The organism is Azospirillum sp., from assembly GCF_035627195.1.
In the GTDB taxonomy this organism is placed as follows: Bacteria; Pseudomonadota; Alphaproteobacteria; order Azospirillales; family Azospirillaceae; genus Azospirillum.
Map to the genome: position 1 here is coordinate 1 of NZ_DASPMG010000031.1, position 19,580 is coordinate 19,580.

Annotated in this window: 15 protein-coding genes; 6 read left to right on the plus strand and 9 right to left on the minus strand. The window is 70.4% G+C overall.

Annotated elements, in window-relative coordinates; genetic code table 11:
- From VED21_RS02160 to VED21_RS02170, 3 genes are all read right to left on the minus strand, one after another.
- Positions 1-957 (minus strand): TIGR04295 family B12-binding domain-containing radical SAM protein (locus VED21_RS02160; protein WP_324880666.1); only part of this gene is annotated, 957 nt, incomplete at its 3' end.
- Positions 954-2,033: an SDR family NAD(P)-dependent oxidoreductase gene (locus tag VED21_RS02165; protein WP_324880667.1), complete on the minus strand. Its 1,080-nt coding sequence runs from the start codon at positions 2,031-2,033 to the stop codon at positions 954-956. The genes VED21_RS02165 and VED21_RS02160, both read right to left, overlap by 4 nt.
- Entirely contained in the window at positions 2,030-3,148 is a 1,119-nt protein-coding gene (locus VED21_RS02170) for an NAD-dependent epimerase/dehydratase family protein (protein WP_324880668.1), read from the minus strand. The genes VED21_RS02165 and VED21_RS02170 overlap by 4 nt, the downstream gene beginning before the upstream one ends.
- A gap of 346 nt (positions 3,149-3,494) precedes the next feature.
- On the opposite strand from VED21_RS02170, the gene VED21_RS02175 reads away from it, so the two are divergent.
- Positions 3,495-3,812, plus strand: a complete 318-nt coding sequence (locus VED21_RS02175; RefSeq protein ID WP_324880669.1) for an STAS domain-containing protein — start codon at positions 3,495-3,497, stop codon at positions 3,810-3,812.
- 18 nt (positions 3,813-3,830) lie between these two features.
- On the plus strand, positions 3,831-5,021 hold the full coding sequence (locus VED21_RS02180) for a PP2C family protein-serine/threonine phosphatase (protein WP_324880670.1): 1,191 nt from the start codon (positions 3,831-3,833) through the stop codon (positions 5,019-5,021).
- A 2-nt stretch (positions 5,022-5,023) separates the two neighbouring features.
- Here the strand turns inward: VED21_RS02180 and VED21_RS02185 are convergent, their stop codons facing one another.
- Positions 5,024-5,935: a response regulator gene (locus tag VED21_RS02185; RefSeq protein ID WP_324880671.1), complete on the minus strand. Its 912-nt coding sequence runs from the start codon at positions 5,933-5,935 to the stop codon at positions 5,024-5,026.
- 48 nt (positions 5,936-5,983) lie between these two features.
- Positions 5,984-9,358: a response regulator gene (locus tag VED21_RS02190; protein WP_324880672.1), complete on the minus strand. Its 3,375-nt coding sequence runs from the start codon at positions 9,356-9,358 to the stop codon at positions 5,984-5,986.
- Between the two features lie 130 nt (positions 9,359-9,488).
- Between VED21_RS02190 and VED21_RS02195 the strand changes: the two genes are divergently transcribed.
- The gene (locus VED21_RS02195; RefSeq protein ID WP_324880673.1) at positions 9,489-10,328 is read left to right on the plus strand and encodes an ABC transporter substrate-binding protein; all 840 of its coding nucleotides are present in this window, start codon (positions 9,489-9,491) and stop codon (positions 10,326-10,328) included.
- A 73-nt stretch (positions 10,329-10,401) separates the two neighbouring features.
- The gene (locus VED21_RS02200; RefSeq protein WP_324880674.1) at positions 10,402-11,073 is read left to right on the plus strand and encodes a phosphoribosyltransferase; all 672 of its coding nucleotides are present in this window, start codon (positions 10,402-10,404) and stop codon (positions 11,071-11,073) included.
- 9 nt (positions 11,074-11,082) lie between these two features.
- Here VED21_RS02200 and VED21_RS02205 read toward each other — a convergent pair whose 3' ends face one another.
- Positions 11,083-12,978, minus strand: coding sequence for a potassium transporter Kup (locus VED21_RS02205; RefSeq protein ID WP_324880675.1), 1,896 nt, complete (start codon positions 12,976-12,978; stop codon positions 11,083-11,085).
- Between the two features lie 88 nt (positions 12,979-13,066).
- On the minus strand, positions 13,067-14,326 hold the full coding sequence (locus VED21_RS02210; RefSeq protein WP_324880676.1) for an alpha-D-ribose 1-methylphosphonate 5-triphosphate diphosphatase: 1,260 nt from the start codon (positions 14,324-14,326) through the stop codon (positions 13,067-13,069).
- A 407-nt stretch (positions 14,327-14,733) separates the two neighbouring features.
- Between VED21_RS02210 and VED21_RS02215 the strand changes: the two genes are divergently transcribed.
- Positions 14,734-16,293: an ATP-binding protein gene (locus VED21_RS02215; RefSeq protein ID WP_324880677.1), complete on the plus strand. Its 1,560-nt coding sequence runs from the start codon at positions 14,734-14,736 to the stop codon at positions 16,291-16,293.
- A gap of 250 nt (positions 16,294-16,543) precedes the next feature.
- Here the strand turns inward: VED21_RS02215 and VED21_RS02220 are convergent, their stop codons facing one another.
- Positions 16,544-16,720: a hypothetical protein gene (locus VED21_RS02220; RefSeq protein ID WP_324880678.1), complete on the minus strand. Its 177-nt coding sequence runs from the start codon at positions 16,718-16,720 to the stop codon at positions 16,544-16,546.
- A 537-nt stretch (positions 16,721-17,257) separates the two neighbouring features.
- Here VED21_RS02220 and VED21_RS02225 point away from each other — a divergent pair.
- On the plus strand, positions 17,258-17,950 hold the full coding sequence (locus tag VED21_RS02225) for a response regulator transcription factor (protein WP_324880679.1): 693 nt from the start codon (positions 17,258-17,260) through the stop codon (positions 17,948-17,950).
- Between the two features lie 214 nt (positions 17,951-18,164).
- On the opposite strand, the gene VED21_RS02230 is transcribed toward VED21_RS02225, so the two are convergent.
- Positions 18,165-18,911, minus strand: coding sequence for a response regulator transcription factor (locus VED21_RS02230; RefSeq protein ID WP_324880680.1), 747 nt, complete (start codon positions 18,909-18,911; stop codon positions 18,165-18,167).
- Positions 18,912-19,580: the final 669 nt, after the last annotated feature.

Here is a 19,580-nt window from a genome sequence, read left to right on the forward strand (position 1 = left end):
GTCGAGCAGGTTGCGTCCGTACTCGCTGATGCTTTCCACGCCGGCTTCGATCGACACACATCCGGCGGCGCCGAGCAGCGCGAGCAGCTCGTGGTTCCACAGGTCGATCCGCGTCTGCACGCCGAGCTTCAGCCCGCGGCCCACCAGCGCCTGCAGCAGTTCCTTGTTCGGCAGGAAGATCTCGTCGATGAAGTAGACGTACTCGACGCCCTGGGCGATCAGCCCGTCCAGTTCCTCCAGGATGACGGGAAGCGGGCGCTTGCGGTAGGCGTCGCGGAAGTTCTCCTTGGCGCAGAAGGTGCAGTTGTAGGGGCACCCGCGCGAGGTCTCCATCTCCGCCCCCGGCCCCGTCGGTGCGCCGTCGAAGCGGTGGTGGTGGTGGTGGTGCCGCCGGATCCATTCGTCCGGCCAGCGCAGCGCCGGCAGGTCTGCGAAGGCGGTCGCCGCCGGGCCGCCGTTGACGCGGACCTCGCCGCCGTCGCGCACGCACAGGTGTTGCAGCGTGCGCCAGTCGGCGCCCCAGTCGGCACCGCCGGCCATGCGGGCCAGCACCTCCTCGCACTCACCCATCACCACGGCCTCGACGCCCAGCTTGCGCAACGTCGCCTTGGGCGTGGTGGAGCCGTGCGGGCCGACGGCGACCATGCGGCCGCCGACGTCCTTCAGCGCCGCGACGGTGCGCATCGGCACGCGCAGTTCCGGCGGGGCGCAGCGCCAGAACAGGTAGCTGGGCGCCGTGGTGACCACCGTCATGTCCGGCCCGAAGGCGGCCACCCGCGCCCGCACATCGTCCAGCGTCAGGCCGAACAGCTGGGCGTCGACGATCTCCGCCGTATGCCCGGCGCGTTCCAGCAGCGCCTTGGCGCAGCCGTACTCCAGCGGCAAATGGGGCTCGCGGCAGCCGAAGTAGATGCTGCCGTCGAAGCTCCAGGGCGGGTTGACGAGCGCTACCCTCATGAGGCCACCCGCTGCAGGTCCGTTTGGGGCCTTTCCGCGGGAACCGTGGCGTCGGTCAGCCAGCGGCACAGCCGCGTCAGCCCCTCGTCGATGCCCACGCGCGGGCGCCAGCCGGTGCGGGCGAAGAAGCGCTGCGTGCTCGACACGTACCAGGGCTGGTCGCCCGGCCGCCATTCGTCGTAGCGCAGGATCGCCTTGCGGCCGATCAGGCGCGGCATGCGGTCCAGCAGCTCGTGCAGGCTGATGGCGTTCTCCGGCCCGCCGCCGATGTTGTAGGCCTCGCCGCTCAGCGACGCCATGCGGTCGGACGCCAGCAGCAGCGCGTCCACGAGGTCGTCGACGAACAGCACGTCGCGCACCTGCCGGCCGTCGCCGTAGAGCGTGATCGCCTCCTCCGCCAGCACGCGCTTCAGGAAATGGGCGACCCAGCCCTGGTCCTCGGTGCCGAACTGGTGGGGGCCGTAGATGCAGCTCATGCGGAAGACGGCGCAGGGCAGGCCGAAGGTGCGGGCGTAGTCCAGCACGTACTGGTCCGCGGCACCCTTGGAGCAGCCGTAGGGGCTGGCGAAGTCGAGCGGCTGTTCTTCCGACACGCCGCGCCCCGCCATCAGCGCGTCGCGCGGGACGTAGCGTTCGCCGCTGACGGCGAAGGTGACGCCCGGCAGCTTGCCGTACACCTTGTTGGTTGAGGTGAAGACCAGCGGCGGCGGCTTGGCGCACGCCCGCGCCGCCTCCAGCAGGTTCAGCGTGCCGGCGGCGTTGACCATGAAGTCGTGCACTGGGTCGACGAGGCTGGTGGTCACTGCCACCTGGGCCGCCAGATGGAAGACCCGCTCGGCCCGCGCCACGGCGGCGTCGACGATGGCGCGCTCGCGCAGGTCGCCGACCACGGCCTCCACCGCGTCGCCGTGCGTGGCCTGCAGCCACGCGAGGTTCTGCTCCACCCCCGCGCGCGACAGGTTGTCGAGGATCAGCACCCGCTTGCCGTTCGAGGCGAGGCGGTGGGCGAGGTTGCAGCCGATGAAGCCGGCGCCGCCGGTGATCAGCACGCGGTCTGGTTTCGGACGCCCGCTCATGCCGACAGTCCCCGGCCGGCGAGTTCGCGGTTCATCTCCTCGATGCGATCGATGGCGATCTGCCGGCTCAACCATTCCGACAGCTCGGCCAGACCGTCCTCCAGCGTGACGCGCGGCTCGTAGCCCAGCACCGTGCGCGCCGCCGTGATGTCCGGCCAGCAGTGGCGGATGTCGCCGACGCGGCAGCGGCCGGTGATCTCGGGCGCGATGTCCTCGCGCCCGACCGCCGTGCACAGCGCCGCCGCCGCCTCGCGCACCGTGCGCCTGACGCCGCTGCCGACGTTGAAGACCTGCCCCGCCGCCTCCGGCGTGGTCAGGCTGAGGCGCAGCGACTGCACGACGTCGTCGACGTGGACGAAGTCGCGCGTCTGCAAGCCGTCCTCGAAGATCAGCGGCGCCTTGCCGTTCAGCAGGCGCACGGCGAAGTTCGCCAGCACGCCGGTGTAGGGGTTGGACAGCGCCTGCCGCGTGCCGTAGCAGTTCCAGAAGCGGAGCGCCGTGGTGGGGATGCCGTACGCCTCGCCGATCAGCAGGCCCAGGCGCTCCTGCACGTACTTGTTGAGGGCGTAGACGGAGGCGAGCGTCGGCACCACGCCCTCGTGCGTCGCGGCGGGCCGGATGCCCCCGCGCCCCGCCACCTCGTGCTCCCAGCGGCCGGCCTTCATCTGCTCCACCGTGCGGGGGCCGACCTGCACGGGGCGTCCCTCGGCATCCACGTACAGGCCTTCGCCGTACACGCTCATGCTGGAGGCGACGACGAGGCGGCCGACCGGGCGGGCGATCAGCGCCTCCATCAGCACGGCGGTGCCGTGGTCGTTGACGCCCACGTACTCGCCGACCTGGTACATGCTCTGCCCGACGCCGACGCGGGCGGCGAGGTGCACCACCGCGTCCACGCCCTGCAACGCGGTCTTCACGGCGTCGGCGTCGCGGACGTCGCCGACCTGCAAATCGACTTCGGGGGCGAGGTAATCCGGGCGGCGGCCCGCTTCCCCATGAACCTGTTCGTCCAAGGAATCCAGAACGCGAACACGGTATCCCAACGCCAACAGCTCATCGGCGAGGTGCGAGCCGATAAAGCCGGCACCGCCGGTGATGAGAACTCGTTGGTTCATGGGGTCGGCCCTCCAAAATCTCTCGTTCGTTAGGGGCGTGAACGCAAGCCGTTCCGGGCGAGTTCCTTGAGGGTGCTGGTTTCTTCGATTTCTTCCGGTGTAAGCCCCGGGGCTCCAACGCACTTGCGAATCAACCGCAGAATGCAGGCCAAGTTGCGAATCCGCATGGGCGCTTCGGGGCTAGCCCCTTGGAAGACGTGGCGGGCGGGCGTCGGCTAACGGCGTGGACGGAACAAGACTTGGATGGTTTTCAGTCGCTCTGTTAGACTGCTGACGATCATGCCCGCGCGGGCGTGGCCGATCGGACGGCGTGCCGGTCCGACGACGGAAGAAGAACGGGTGGGGCATGGACTACACGGTCCGGGACGGGGACGGCGTCCGCGAGGTCTTTCTCAAGGGACAACTGACGTTCGAGGCGGACGACGACTTCCGGAAGATCATCGGCGGCATGGAGAAGGACCGGACCGGCGCCGGCGTGCCGGAGATGGTGCTGGACATGGCCGGGCTGGATTTCATCGATTCGGCGGGGCTGGGGCTGCTGGTGCTGGCCAACAACACGGCCAACCGGTGCCAGGTCCGGCTGAAGATGCGCGGGCCCAGGGGGCAGGTGCGCGAGATGATCGAGATTTCCGAGTTCCACACCCTCATCCCCTGCGACTTCTGAGGCGGCGGGCCCGTCGGCATGGACAGCGCGGCCATCGACACCCGCTCCACGGGGCTGCGCGCCCTGGTGGGCCGGCCGACGCGGCGCGGTGCGGCGCGGCTCGCGCGCTGGCTGGCGACGCTGGGCCTGCGCCACGTCGACGTGGCGGCGGGCGGGGAGGAGGTGCTGGCCCTGGCCGGGCGGCGGCCGGATCTCGTGCTGCTCGATTCAGGGCTCGCCGACGGGCGGCTGATCGCGCGCCTGCGCGCGCAAGCCGGGATGGCCGAGGTGCCGGTCCTGATGATTGGCCGCTTCGCCGGCCCGCGGGAGCGGGCGCGGATCCTGGCGCTGGGCGCCACCGACGTGATCGATCGGCCGGCGACGCTGGCCGAGGTGGCGGCGCGGCTGCGCGTGCACGTGGAGAACCGCTCGCTCGACCGCAGCCTGCGCGAGGTGATCCGCAGCCTCCAGGGCTTCCACACCGACACCGTGGAGCGGATGAAGGTGGCGCGGGGCATGCAGCTCGCCCTGCTGCCGTCCGAGTCGCTGCGGGGCGAGCTGCAGCGGCGTTACGGCGTGCGGCTCGACCATCATTTCGAATCGAGTTCGGAGCTGGGCGGCGACCTGTGGGGGGCGCGGGCGCTGGGGCCGGAGCGGTTCGCGGTGTTCCTGTGCGACTTCACCGGCCACGGCGTGGCGGCGGCGCTCAACACCTTCCGCCTGCACGCGCTGATGGCGCGGATCGAACTGCCGGGCGACGACCCGGCGGCGATGCTGGAGGCGCTGAACGGCCTGCTGGCCGGGCTGCTGCCGGAGACGCAGTTCGCCACCATGCTCTACGCGGTGGTCGACACCGCGGCCGACCGCCTGACCTACGCCACGGCCGGCGCGCCGCGCCCGCTGGTCGGCACGCCGGACGGCGGCACCGTGGTGGGCGAGAGCGTCGGCTGGCCGCTGGGCGTCTCGCCCAGGGCCACGTACCGGAACCGGGAGATGGCGTTCCCGCCCGGCTCCTTCCTGTTCCTGTTCTCCGACGCGCTGTACGAATCGCGCGACTGGGAGGGGCGGCCGTTCGGCTATGAGGGCGTGCAGGAGCTGCTGCGCTGGTCCAGCCATGAACATGAAGGGGAGAACGTGCTGGCCGTGCTGCTGGAGCGCTATTTCGCGGTGATGCCCCGCCCGCTGGCGGACGACCTGACGGCGATCTGGATCGGGCGGAAGCGTGATTGACGTCACCCGCCCCGGTGCCGTGCGATCTCCACCGTGCCCACCACCGTGTTGCCGCAGCCGAGGTAGCGCACGTCGTCGAAGCTGACGCTGCGCGCCAGCGCGATGCCGCGGCCGTGCAGGTCGCGGGCGCGGGCGGGGTCCGCGTCCAGGTAGGCGCGCCAGTCGAAGCCCTGGCCCTGGTCGGTGATGGTGTAGGTGATGCGCTCCGCGTCGCGCTCGAACCGCACGGTGGCGTGCTTGTCGCGGTTCTCGGCCAGCGCCAGCCGCGCCTCGATCTCGCGCTTCAGGATGTTGGAGGCCTTCAGCCGGCTCTTGGTGGCGAAGCCGATGCCCAGGTTGCCGTGCTCCACCGCGTTCATCAGCAGTTCCATCAGGCCGAACGTCAGCTTGCGCGCGTTCGGGCTGGCGGCGGCCAGCGTGATCGCCAGGTTGTGCGCGTCGCGCGGCGTGCGGAAGCGGAAGGACCCGGATTGCAGCAGCGCCATGGCGTCGGTGCGCGAGCGCACGTCGCCCTCCAGCCGCTTGAGGCGGGTGTAGTCCTCCACCGCCGCGGCCGCCACGGAGCGCAGCAGTTCGCCGTCGTAGGGCTTGGTCAGGTAGTAGAAGACGCCGGCCTGGATCGCCTCCGCCACCTCGCCGGAGGAATCGGCGATGGTCTGCATGATCACCGGGATCTGCGCCAGTTCCGGATCGCCGCGCAGCACCTCCAGGAAGGCGAGGCCGTCCATGCCCGGCATGCGCCGGTCCAGCAGGATGACGTGCACGTCGTGGCGGCGCGACTTCAGCACCTTCCACGCCTCCGCCCCGTCGGCGGCGTCGACGGTGGCGTAGCCCAGCCGCGCCAGATGGCCGGCGACGACGGCCCGGTTCATCTCCTCGTCATCGACCACCAGGGCCGTTACGGGACCTGCCATGGCGCTGCTCTCCAAAGGCGCGATCACGCGACATAATCGCAGGCAGTGTTAAGAAACGGTTGGCGCGGGCGCCGGTGTTTCCACCGTGGCGGGTGGGGCGTGCTGGCGGCGCACCCGCTCCAGCGCGGCGGCCAGCGCGTCGACGGCGTCCATGGTCACGGCGGCCCCGTCGCCGTGGCGCGCCGCCGCCACGATGCGGGCGGCCGTGTCCGCCATCTCGCGGAAGCCGACGCTGCCGGCGGAGCCCTTCAGCACGTGCGCCTCGCGGCCGGCGCGCTCCAGGTCGCCGTCGCGCACCGCCTCGCGCAGCTGGCGGAGGTGTCCGGGGCAGTCGCGGAAGAAGGTCTGCATCAGGCGGATGAAGCCGTCGGCGCCCATGGCGTCGCGCAGCTCCTCGATCTTGGCGCGGTCGACCGGAGAGGCCGCCGCCGGCAGCGGCGTGCCGAGGGGGGCAGGCACCTCGCCCGGCGTGCACCCGCCGCGCCGGCCGGCCCAGCGCTGCACGGTGGCGAGCAGCTGTTCGGAATGGATGGGCTTGGACAGATAGTCGTCCATGCCGGCGGCGAGGCAGGTCAGGTCGTCGCCGCGCATGGCGTTGGCCGTGATGGCGACGACGGGCACCCGGCCGCGCTCGCCGGGCAGGGCGCGGATGGCGCGGGTCGCCTCCAGCCCGTCCATCTCCGGCATCTGCACGTCCATCAGCACGAGGTCGTAGGACACCGACCGCACGGCGCCGACGGCGTCCGCGCCGTTCGCCACCGAATCCGCCGCGTGGCCGGCGCGGCGCAGCAGCGCCAGGGTGAGCTGCTGGTTGACCGGGTTGTCCTCGGCCACCAGGATCCGGCAGCGCCGCGCCGCAAGCGGCGCCAATTCGGAATGTTTGGGTTCGGTAGGCCGGGGCTCCGAAAGCCTGGGTTCGGAAGAATGGGCCTCGGGTGCCGGCGGTTCGGCGTCGAGCAGGCGGGACAGGCAGGCCTTCAGCGACGCCAGCCGCACCGGCTTGGCAAGGTGCGCCTCCACGGCGGTCGCCCCGGCGTCCTCCTCGCCACCCTGGGAGGAGGCCAGCGCCAAGCGCAGGCAGGCCAGCTCCGGCGTGGCGCGGATGCGCGCGGCCAGATCCACCCCGCTGGTGCCGGGCATGCGGTGGTCGAGGATGGCGGCGTGGTAGGGACGGGGACCGGCGGCGGCGGTGCTCAGCCGGGCGAACGCCGAATCGGCGTCGTCGGCGCAGTCCGCCTCGATGCCGAAGGCCGCCAGCTGGCGGACCAGAAGCTCGCGGTTGGCCGCCACGTCGTCCACCACCAGCACGCGCCGCCCCTGCCAGTCGGGCGCCGGGGCGTCGAGGCGCGCGGCGCCCGCCCGCAGCGGCACGGTGAACCAGAAGATGCTGCCGTGGCCGGGTGCGCTTTCCACGCCGATCTCGCCGCCCATCAGCTCGGTCAGGCGCCTGGAGATGGCGAGGCCGAGGCCGGTGCCGCCGTGCCGCCGCGCGGCGGCGGGGTCGACCTGCGAGAACATGGTGAACAGGCGCGCGTGCTCGCTCTGCGGGATGCCGATGCCGGTGTCGCGCACCTCGAAGCGCACGCGGGCGCGGCCGCCCTCCACCGCCTCCTCGGACAGCAGAATGGTGACGCTGCCCTCGTCGGTGAACTTCACGGCGTTTCCGGCGAGGTTGATGAGGATCTGCCGCAGCCGCGCTGCGTCGCCGACCACCGGCCCGCGCAGCGTCGGCGGCACGAAGCTGGCGAGGTTCACGCCCTTGGCCAGCGCGCGGGATGCCAGGATCTCCACCACGCTCTCGACCAGCGGCACCAGCTCGAACTCGGCCTCGTCCAGCGTCAGCTTGCCGGCGTCGATCTTCGAGAAGTCCAGGATGTCGTTGATGACGACCAGCAGCGATTCCGCCGAGTCGCGGATCGTCGCGGCGTAGGACCGCTGCTCCTCCGCCAGCGGCGTGTCGAGCAGCAGGCCGGCCATGCCGATCACGCCGTTCATCGGCGTGCGGATCTCGTGGCTCATGGTCGCCAGGAATTCCATCTTCAGGCGCTGGCCGGCCTCCGCCCGCTCCTTCGCCTCGCGCAGGTCCTGCTCGGCCCGCTTGCGCTCGGCCAGGTCGCGGACGATGGCGGCGTACAGGGTGCCGCCCTCGGCCGGCACGGCCGCCACCGAGACGTCGAGCGGGAAGGCCGCGCCGTCGGCGTGCATGGCCGTCACCTCCCGGCTCAGCCCGACCAGCGACTGGGGCTGGGTGTCCGGCGGGATCAGCGCCGCGATGTCGCGGCCGAGCAGGTCGCCGGGGGCATAGCCGAAGATGCGGTGGGCGGCCGGGTTGGCGCTTTCGATGGTGCCGTCGGCGCGGGTGGTGAGGATGCCCTCGACCGCCGTCTCCAGGATGGCGTTGAGGCGGGCGTTGCCTTCGTGCAGCGCGGACGCCTGCCGGCGCACCAGGGCGATGGAGCGCGTCAGCATCACCGCGAACAGCGCGATCACCACGATGAAGCCGGCGACGATCAGGCCGCCGGCCATCAGGTTGTCGCGCCACCCGGCCAGCTCCTCCGCCTCGTCCCGGCTGATGGCGAGCACCAGCGGCCAGATGGGTGTCGCGCGGTAGGCGGTGATGAGCGTCCGCCCGCCAGGGCCGGGGCCGGGGCCGCGGAATACGCCGTGCTCGGCGCGCGGCAGCTGGTTGTGGAACAGCTCGCTCTCCGCCTCCGCCCGGCCGATCTGGTCGGCCTGGAAGGGCACGCCCGTCAGCAGGACGCCGTCGTAGCGGTACAGCGCGACCGAACCGCCACCCCCCTCCTGCACCGTGCCGTAGATGCCCTGCAGGTATTCCGGGTTGACGGAGGCGACGACGACGCCCTGGAAGCCGCCGCCGCTGTCGCGCACCGCCCGGCTCATCGGCAGCAGCCAGCGGCCCGAGTGGTCGTCGGGGGCCGGCGGCAGGACGAGGTTGCGGCCGCGCACCGGCAGGCCGATGAACAGCCCCTTCGCCTTGCCCAACTCCTGCATGCGGAAGAAGTCGCGGTCGACGAAGGGCACGCCGGTGAGCTGCGAATCCTCGGTCGTGGCGATGGCGCGCCCGCCGGAGTCCAAAAGCGTGAGCGAGCGCAGGTGCGGCGAGCGGCGCAGCCGTTCGCCCAGCAGGGCCAGCGCCTCGAACCGCTCGGCCGCGGTTTCCGGCAGGCCGGTCGAGAAGGCGTCGGCGACGGAGGCGAGGGTCACGTCCACCGACTGCACGGTGCGGGTGGTGCTGGCCTCCAGCGCGCTCGCCAGATTGCCCAGCGTGTGCTCGGCCTTTTGCAGTGACAGGGAGCGGCCGACCTGGAACTGGTAGCCGAAATCGAACAGCAGCGCCGCCACCGAAATGAGCGCGAACGCCAGCATGCCGGCCGGATTCAGGAAGACGCCATGCCTTTTCATTGTCTTGCCCAAATCCCCCGCGCGGGCGCCATACGGTCGCACTCCGAACCGGCTATGAAAAATGGTAGAGTGTCGCGGATGATCGCGCAAGCGACGGGGTTGTGACCGGTGGCGGGGGTGTGACGTGGGAATGGTGTCGAAGCGGGCGTGGACGCTGCGCCGGTTGGCCGCCGTGGTGTCGGGGGTGCTGGTGTCGGGGGTGCTCATGCTGGCGCCCGAACCGGCCGCCGCCCAGGGGCGCGCCCGCGAACGCGTGGCCCAGGTGCAGGAGACCGGCGTGCTGCGCGTGTGCATGTGGCCGGATTACTACTCCATCTCCTACCGCAACGAGCGCACCGGCGAGCTGCAGGGCATCGACATCGAGCTGGCGCGCGCCTTCGCCGCCGACCTCGGCGTGCGGGTGAGCTTCGTCGAGACCAGCTTCGCCAAGTTCATCGATGACCTGCTGGCCGACCGCTGCGACATCGGCATGTTCGCCATCGGCGCCACGCCGGCGCGCGCCCAGCGCGTGGCGTTCAGCCAGCCCTACCTGCGCAGCGACATCTACGCCGTCACCACCCGCACCAACCCGCGCGTCAACGGCTGGGCCGACATCGACCGCGACGGCATGGTGGTGGCCGTGCAGACCGGCACGCTGATGGACGCCTTCGCCCGCGAGCACATCCGCCGCGCCCGCATCGTCGCCGTCGCCCGCCCGCAGGAGCGCGAGGACGAGGTGCAGTCCGGCCGCGCCGACGCCTTCCTCACCGACTATCCCTACGGCGTGCGCATGCTGGCCTTCGCGCCCTGGGCGCGGCTGATCGTGCCCGACCCGCCGGTGCACGTGACGCCCTACGCCTACGCCGTGGCGCCGGGCGACGCGGCGTGGCTGGCGCGGGTCAACGAATTCGTCGCGGCGATCAGGAAGGACGGCCGGCTGGAGGCCGCGGCGGCGCGCAACAACCTGCTGCCCATCGTCGCCCGCGACTGACCCTGCGGGGGAACGGCCGTCCGCCCCGCATGGTTTTAGGCGATGGGGTTGAAGGCGGTTGGGAAGGTGGCCCATGGGCTGGTTCGGATCCGCGGAGCGCTACGCCGACCGCCGCGACGCCGGGCGGCGGCTCGCGCCCGACCTGATGGTCTACAAGGACCGCGCGCCGGTGGTGCTGGGGCTGGCGCGGGGCGGGCTGGCGGTCGGCGTGGAGATCGCGCGGGTGCTGGGCTGCCCGCTGGAGCCCGTGTTCGTCCGCAAGATCGGCGTGCCGCATCACGAGGAGCTGGCGGCCGGCGCCGTGGTGGATGGCCCCACGCCGGAGATCGTCACCAACCCGGACGTCTGCCGCATGGCCCGCGTGCCGGAGAGCTACATCGCGGCGGAAGCGGCACGCCAGCTGGCGGAGATCGCCCGGCGCCGCGGCGCCTACCTGGGCGACCGGCCGCCGGCCGACGTGGCCGGGCGCACGGCCATCGTGGTGGACGACGGGATCGCCACGGGGGCCAGCATGCGCGCCGCCCTGATCGCCGTGCGGCGGGCCGGCCCGGCGGCGCTGGTCATGGCGGTGCCGGTCGGCGCCGACGACACGCTGCGGGAGATGGAGGCGGAGGTCGACGCGCTGGTGTGCCCGCTGCGCCCGCGCGACTTCGGCGCCATCGGCGCCTTCTACCGCGACTTCCATCAGGTGGGCGACGGCGAGGTGGTAGCGCTGCTGCGGGAGGCGAACGGGTCCCCGCCCTAGATCTCCGTCCTAGATCTCCACCTGGGTGCCCAGTTCGACCACCCGTCCGGGCGGGATGCAGAAGAACTCGGTCGCCGACAGCGCCGTCTTGGACAGCGCGATGAACAGCGGTTCGCGCCATGTCGGCAGACCGGTGCGGCGCGACGGGATCAGCGTCTCGCGGCCCAGGAAGAACGACGTCTCCATCATGTCGATGTGCAGGCCGTACTTGCGGCAGCGCTCCAGCGCCTGCGGGATGTGCGGCTGCTCCATGTAGCCGTAGTGCAGGACCACCCGGAAGAAGCCCTTGCCCAGCTTGTCGACGCTGATCGCCCGCTCCTCGTAGACGCGCGGCACGTCGTCGGTCATCACGGTCAGGATGATCACCCGTTCGTGCAGGACCTTGTTGTGCTTGATGTTGTGCAGCAGCACGTGGGGCACGACCTCGGCGTTGCCGGTCATGAACACGGCGGTGCCGGCCACGCGCATCGGCGATTCGGGCTTGATGCGGTCGAGGAACATCTCCAGCGGCAGCGCATCCTCGTACAGCCGCCGGGACAGGACGGTACGGCCCTTGCGCCACGTGGTCATCAGCATGAAGACGCCCAGCGCCACCACCAGCGGGAACCAGCCGCCCTGCGGCACCTTGAGCAGCGTGGCCCCGAACAGCGCCATGTCGACGACCAGGAAGGCGCTGAAGGCGACGGCGACGACGGCGGGGCTCCACCCCCACAGCCGGTGCGCGACCACGGCGGCGAGGATGGCGTCGATGACCATGGCGCCGGTCACCGACACGCCGTAGGCGGCGGCGAGGTTGCTGGAGGAGCCGAAGCCGACCACCAGCAGCAGCACGCCCACCATCAGCAGCCAGTTGTTGCGCGGGATGTAGACCTGCCCGATCTCGTGCTCCGACGTATGGCGGATCTCGCGCCGGGGCAGGTAGCCGAGCTGCACCGCCTGCCGCGTCAGCGAGAAGGCGCCGGAGATGACCGCCTGGCTGGCGATCACGGTGGCCATGGTCGCCAGGATCACCAGCGGGTAGAGCGCCCAGGGCGGCGCCATGTGGTAGAACGGGTTCTCCAGCGCCTCGGCCACGTGCAGCAGCAGGGCGCCCTGCCCGAAGTAGTTCAGCAGCAGCGACGGCAGCACGAAGAACAGCCATGCCAGACGGATGGGATGGCGGCCGAAGTGCCCCATGTCGGCGTACAGCGCCTCCGCCCCGGTGACGGAGAGCACCACCGCGCCCAGCGCAAAGAAGGCCGTCAGCCGGTGGTCGATGAAGAGCTGGAGCGCGTAGGCCGGGTTCAGCGCCCGCAGAACGTCCGGCCAATGCAGGATCTGCACGATGCCCATGACGGCGAGCGCGCTGAACCACAGCGCCATGATCGGCCCGAACAGGCCGCCGACCTTCCCCGTGCCCTGCTTCTGCACCAGGAACAGGCCGAGGATGACGACCACCGTGATCGGCACCACGAACGGCTCGAACACCGGGGTGGCGACCTTCAGCCCCTCCACCGCGCTCAGCACCGAGATGGCCGGGGTGATCAGGCTGTCGCCGTAGAACAGCGCCATGCCGAGGATGGCGAGGCCGATCAGCGCGCGTTGCGCGCGCGGGTTCGCCACCCCGCGCTGCGCCAGCGAGCCCAACGCCAGCACGCCGCCCTCGCCCTTGTTGTCGGCGCGCATCACGACGGCGACGTACTTTATGGTGACGACGACGATCAGCGCCCAGAACACCAGCGACAGGACGCCCAGCACCGTGGCCTCCTGCACCGGCAGGCCGCCGGTCTCGTGGAACGCCTCGCGCAGCGTGTACAGCGGGCTGGTGCCGATGTCGCCGTAGACCACGCCGAGCGCGCCCAGCACCAGGGCCGGCATGCGGTTCGGGGCAGGGGTGTCGGAAGAAGTCTGGTGCGTCGTGTCCATACGGATGGAGTTCCCCTTTCCCGCACCGGACAACCCGCGCGCGGGTCGGTGGGGTCCTAGCACCGTGGCAACCGACTGAAAACACAGATTATAGCATTCGGGTCCCGGCGCACCAGACGGAACGGACGAGCGGCCGGCCGCGCACACGGCGGACGCGAAGCAGGTCGGCCCGCCGTCCCGGCGCGATCGCGCCGCGGTCGCCCAGGCCCAGCAGCGCCGCCGGCACGGCCGAGACGGCGGCGACGGCGGCGGGCAGCGGCACGCCCAGCCGCTCGTTCAGCAGGAACGCGGCGGGCAGCAGGCTGGCCGGGACGTAGTCGGAGGAGAGGACGTCGACCAGCCCGGCCGCCGCCAGCTCCGCCGCCGGCACGTTGCCGGAGTGCGAGCCGCCGCGCACGAGGTTCGGCGCCCCCATGATGACGGCGAGCCCGGCCGCCCGGGCGGCCTCGGCGGCGGCGCGCGTGGTCGGGAACTCGGCGATGGCGGCGCCGTCGCGCACCGCCTCGGCCACGTGCGCGGGCGTGGCGTCGTCGTGGCTGGCGAGCGGCAGGCCCAGCGCGCGGCAGCGCGCGGCCAGGGCGTGGCGGTGGGCGGCGGCGTGGCGGGCCTGCGCCGCGCACCGCGCGCGGATGACGGCGTCGGCGTCCGCCCCGCCGCCTTCCCCGGCGAGCATTCCCCGGTAGACGGAAAGGTCGCCCCACTGCCGCTGCCCCGGCGTGTGGTCCATCAGCGAGACGAGGCGGACGGCCGGATCCCCCGCGTGCGCGTCGAACAGCGCCAGAACGTCGGGGTCGCCGACCTCGCAGCGCAGGTGCACGTGGTGGTCGGCGCGCGCCAGCCCCTCGGCGCGGGCGGTGCGCACCGCCTCCATGGCGTGGGCGAGCAGGGCGCGCCGGTCGCCGCCGACGCCGCGATGGTCGCCCACGGCGATGGCGTTGAACACGGTGGTGACGCCGCCCGCCACCATCTGCGCGTCGTGCGCGGCCATGGCGGCGAGCGGGCAGGGCCACAGCACGCCGGGGCGCGGCATCAGGTGGCGTTCCAGGTGGTCGGTGTGCAGCTCGACCAGCCCCGGCAGCAGCAGGTCGCCGTCCAGGTCCTCGGCGGCGGCGAGGCGGCTGCGGCCGGTGTCGATGGCGGCGATGCGGCCGGCGCGCACGACCACGGTGCCGGCGAACAGCGTTTCCCGCGTGACGACAACGGCGTTGGTGAGGATGCGTTCGGACGCGCGGGGGCGCGCGCGATGGGGAACAAAGTACGAACTTTCCGCTTGATGTTCCCCTAACGTTCCGGCATGCTCCGTCTCACCACGCGACGAGATGCCAATCGAGGAGAGGGAGGTCGCCATGTCGGTCCTGCGGTTCGTGCGCGAATTCTTCACGCTGGTCACCCTGCTGGGAACGCTTTACGGCTGGACGCTGGTCGGCCACGCGCTCGGCATGTGAGTGCTTGCGCGTGAGGGTGGCGTCGCCAGCCAGGCTCCCGGCGCCAGCATGCCGGGGCGTGCGGGGCGCGGCCAACAAAAGCAAAGGTGGTACTGATCTTCTTCCGCCCGCCGCCCGGTGAACAAGGGATCCCTCGGCCGGCGTTCTGCATCCGTATAGTATCCGAAATCTCAGGCAGTCGGCGGCGCACCCGCTGATTAAATGCACAGCGTCGCGCCGTCGTCCGGCGTGTGCCCGGGTGCCCCAGCGCACCAGCGGGCCCGCTCAAACGAGACGGACGGCCATCAAGGACTGCCGGGAAGCGGAAGCAATGCGTAATTTCTTTCGGAAGCGGCGCGCGGCCGCGGCGGACGAGGGTGTTTCGGCGGCCTCGGGCGGGGGCATGCAGCCGGTCGCGCGCCAGTCGGGCCAGCCGGGCCAGTCGGGACTGATGGCCGGCCCCCAGGCCGGGCCGCGCCTGCGGCCGGTCGCCGGCGGTCTTGCCGGTGGCCCGTCCGGTGGCGGAATGCCGGGCGGCATGGGCGGGGGCATGGGCGGCGGGATGGCCGGCGTGCCGGGCGAGGGCCTGCGCGCCGGCATGACGCCGCTCCATCAGGTGCGCGCGGCGCAGAACGCCGACACCGACCTGCCGCGCTTCCAGTTGCCGGTCGGCGGCGGGCTGCGCGGGCCGCGCACGGCCGAGCCGGCGCTGCTCACCGGCCTGACGCCGGAGGTGAACGGCCGCCTGCGCGAGGCCTTCACGCCGACGCGGCCGAAGCAGGCGCTGAACGCGCTGTTCGTCGGCCGCACCGACACGCTGCGCCGCATCATCTCCGCCATCGAGGAGGAGCGGGCGCACGTCATCCTGTTCGGCGACCGCGGCCGCGGCAAGACCTCGCTGGCCAACGCCATCCAGCAGACGGCGGCGCAGGCCGGCTACCTGTCGCTGAAGCAGACCTGCAGCTCGGAACTGACGTTCGAGGACATCTTCCGGCACTTCCTGAAGAAGATCCCCTCGACCTACTACCGCACCGCCGTCGACAACCCGTTCGCCGCGCGCCGCACCTTCGCCAGCTTCAACGAACTGCTGCCGGAGGGCACCTTCAGCGTCACCGAACTGAACGAGGTGCTGTCCGGCGTGCACGGCACGCACGCGCTGCTCATCCTCGACGAATACGACCGCGTCACCGACGAGGACTTCCGCAACAAGCTGGCGGAGCTGTTCAAGAACCTGACCGACAGCTCGATCCCGGTGACGCTGCTGGTGGTCGGCGTGGCCGAGAACCTGGACCAGCTGCTGGGCAAGCACCCGTCGATCCAGCGCTCGCTGGTGCCGGTGCACCTGCCGCTGATGACCGACGCCGAGATCCAGCGCCTGATCGAGGCGGGCGGCGAGAACGCCGGCATCACCTTCGCGCCGGAGACCGTGCTGCGCATCGCCGAGTTCGCCCGCGGGCTGCCCTACTACGCCCAGCTCCTCGGCCTGCATTCGGCGCGCAGCGCGGTCAGCCGCTCCTCCGAGCGGGTGGAGCGCGAGGATCTCGCCTATGCCGTCACCCGCTGCCTGCAGGAGGCGGAGCGCGGCATCGTCGACTCGTACAACCGCGCCCTGGCCGGCGCACGCCGCGCCGCGCTGGAGGACGTGCTGCACGCCGCGGCGCTGTGTCCGGCCGACGAATACGGCACCTTCGATCCCGCCGACATGGCCGAGGCCGCCGGCCGGGCGCCGGTGCCGGGCTTCGAGGACCTGCTGGCGCGCCTGTCCGGCGACGACCACGGCAGCGTGCTGGCGCCGGTGCCGGAGCCGGGGCGCATGCGCTACCGCTTCCGCAACCAGATGATGCGGCAGTACGTGCTGATGCGGCTGGCGCACGAGCGCGAAGAGGTGTGAGGCACACATCATGGCGGAAGCAGAAAAGCCCTTCTCCCCTTGAGGGAGAAGGGTTGGGATGAGGGGTATTTACGCCCGGCAGGGCGGAGAAAGACTCTCTTCCGGCCATCCGGCCGTAATCACCCTCACCCCAACCCCTCTCCCCTCAAGGGAGAGGGGCTTTTCTACTTCCGCCGGAAAATGTGTGCATCACGTGGCATCGGGGCCGAGGGGCGCCGAAGGCGTCGGGTGGGGGGCAAACGTTCGGCGCTCAACGCCCGTCCAGGGCGGCGGCGATGGCCACTGCGGCGGCGATCGCCGCGACCAGCGCCGCGACGATGGCGAGGCTGCGCAGGAATTGCCGGAACTCGCCCTGCTTCCAGGCGCTGCGCGCCAGCAGCAGCAGGTAGCCCGCCGCCAGCAGCCCGGCCGCCTCCCAAACCGTCATGTCGCCTCGACGTCTTGCCTGGCCGGGATGTCCGCCCCGGCGTTCGCGGCGGCTATAGCACGCCCGCCTTCCGATCCGGTCATACGACCTTCCGTATAAAGCCCTGGCCTTGGCCGTTTCCGGCGGGCCGGGGCTTTTGCGTGCACTCGGCGCGCGGCATGCGCCGATCATCGCGTGCCTCACCGTCCGTTGCAACCACGGTGCGTTCCGGCCGTGTGGCGTTCCTCCGAGGGTTCATGAGGAACGCGAATTCGTGGTAGTCGACACCCTAAATATACTTTCGGGAGGTCTGAATGAAACGTTCAAAGATCCCTCGATTACTCCAAGTCGGAAAGTAGCTTTGCGCATATGTCCAATGCGTTCTTCTTTTAATACCAGAGAGTGGTACCGTTCTTCACGACACAGGGGTATCGTCACCCAAAATATCGGCGCGAAGGTGCCATCGGAGGGAGCTGTCTGGAGACCGGCGGGTAACGTTGATCCACAAATTGCCTGTCGGGTCTTTGAGCATTTATCCGAATTTCGCGGGAGCTGACAATGGAACCAGTGCGCGCGTTTCTGATCGACTCCAACAAGCTGTTCCGGGAGGGGCTCAAGCGCCTTCTCGATGATTCTCCCTTCCAGATCGTCGCCGAGGCCGGCAACCTTCGTGAAGCGGTGAGTTCGGTCGAGGGAGGGTTGCGGCCGCAGCTCGTCCTGCTCGACCTGGTCAACGGGGGTGACGAGGAAGCCGAGGGGATGCGCCGCCTCCGCGCCCTGCTGCCGGAAACCCGCATGGTGATCCTCACCAGCGACCTGTGCACGCGGCGTCTGGCCAACGCGCTGGAAGCCGGCGCCGACGGCTATCTGATGAAGGACCTGTCGTCGGATGCGCTGGCGCAGTCGCTCAAGCTCGTCATGATGGGCGAGAAGGTGTTCCCGACGCACCTCGCCGCCCTGCTGATCAGCGGCCGGGTCAACGGCAACGGCACCGACATGCCGGTGTCGCGCAAGGGCCTGTCGCAGCGCGAGGTGCAGATCCTGCGCTGCCTGCTGAACGGCGACAGCAACAAGATGATCGCCAACCACCTGAACATCACCGAGGCGACGGTGAAGGTCCACCTGAAGAGCCTGCTGCGCAAGATCAACGCCTCCAACCGCACGCAGGCCGCCATCTGGGCGCTCAACAACGGCATCGGCGGTGAGTTCGCCGGCGGTGCGGTGCCGAGCGCCACCGCCGTCCACCAGTAACGCGTCCCGCACACGCCCCCGCGGTCGCCGCAGCCCATGGCTGCGGCGACGGCCGGCGGGCAGGGGGCGCCAGTCAAGACCGATACGAAGGCAAGATCGACACGGAAGAAGGCCGGGCCGCCGCTTTCCATGAACCTCAGGGGATCATGGAAAACGGCGGCCCGGCCTTTTTCGCCGTAAGGATGTCGCCGTGCGGGCCGGTGGTCGCCGGGGCCTAAGCCCCGGCGTGACGCGCGTGGTGATGGTGGTGCTGCGACAGGGGCGGGACCATCCCGTCCCGCGCCGATTGCAGCGCGCCCTGCTGCCGCGCGGCGAAGACGCCGGCTTCCGTGCGGTTGCGGAAGTGCAGCTTGGACAGGACGCTGCGCACCATCGACTTGATCACCGCCTCGGACAGGTCGAGCTGGTTGGCGATGGTGCGGTTGTTGAGGCCCTGGCCGAGCAGCCGCAGCGTCTCGAACTCGGGGTCGGAGAGGCGGGGCAGCAGGGTCAGGCGGATCTCGTCGACGCCCAGGCGGGACAGGAACTGCTTCGGCATGAGGCAGTGGCCTTCCAGCCCGAGGTCGAGCAACTCGTTGATCCGGTCGACGTTGATGTCCTCGAACACCCAGGCGTCGGCAAACGCGAGGATGTGCGCGGCGTCCAGCAACTCGCGCGACGACAGCACGACGACGATTCGAGAACGCCGCGACAGCCGCAGGTAGACCATCGGCTCGTTCTCGCGCAGCGCGGTGAACTGCTGGAGGCCGATGAGGATGGCGTCGGGGGTGAGCGTGCTCTGTGTCAGTTCGCTGATGTCGTGGAACACGGTCACACGATGCCGGCCGGCCCGCTCCAACGCCTGGACGACCGTCTCCGTCAGGGCGTTGTTGTCGAGGATGAGGCAGACGTGCATGGGCGTCACCGCGTTGCGGGGTGAATGAGATGCCTTCTCGGTCGCGAACTCTTGGGGCGTGTGCATGGGGCAGCTCTGCTTGTGGGGGCTCCAGGGCCGGCCTTGTTTGGGTCGTTCAGGTAGCGGTGCCTGCGTTGTATGAGAGGGGGCGAATTCGCCGATCCGTGATTTGGTCTATTGTTACCTGTGACTAAATTGTGCAAAAAAACTTGACAGTCTAGGGATAATGTTATAAATTAACCGTGTCCCCTGTAAATCAAACGATAGCGTATCATTCGAGTTCGTCAAGCGCGCCTGTTCGGCGACAGACGTTCTCCACGTGATAACACCTCCGAGGTGGTTGCGGGCGAATGGGACGCGGCAAGATGCGCGTCGGGTGAGGCGTTGGACTGTACCTTCGTACAGGCTGTGCTGCCGCAACGGTCATTCCATTCGGTGAAGTCCCGGATCGATTTGCGAATGGCAAATCGAACGTACCATTTGTGCGCGCTTGCAAAGCGATGCCGTGACATTTTTGAGAACAACCGCCGTGCGTTTCGGCAGGACCAAGTATCGCGCGCCCCCGATGCGCCTTACGGCGTGCATTTATGCCTTTGGTAAGAAATGCGCGACGCGCCCCGCCACGGTCGTGGAGCCGAACGTCAACAGGGCGGCGGCAAATGTCCTATGGCGCTTGTCGGTATACAGATGATCTCCCTTTTGTGGTACCTGTGACCCACTTGATCGCAATCCTCA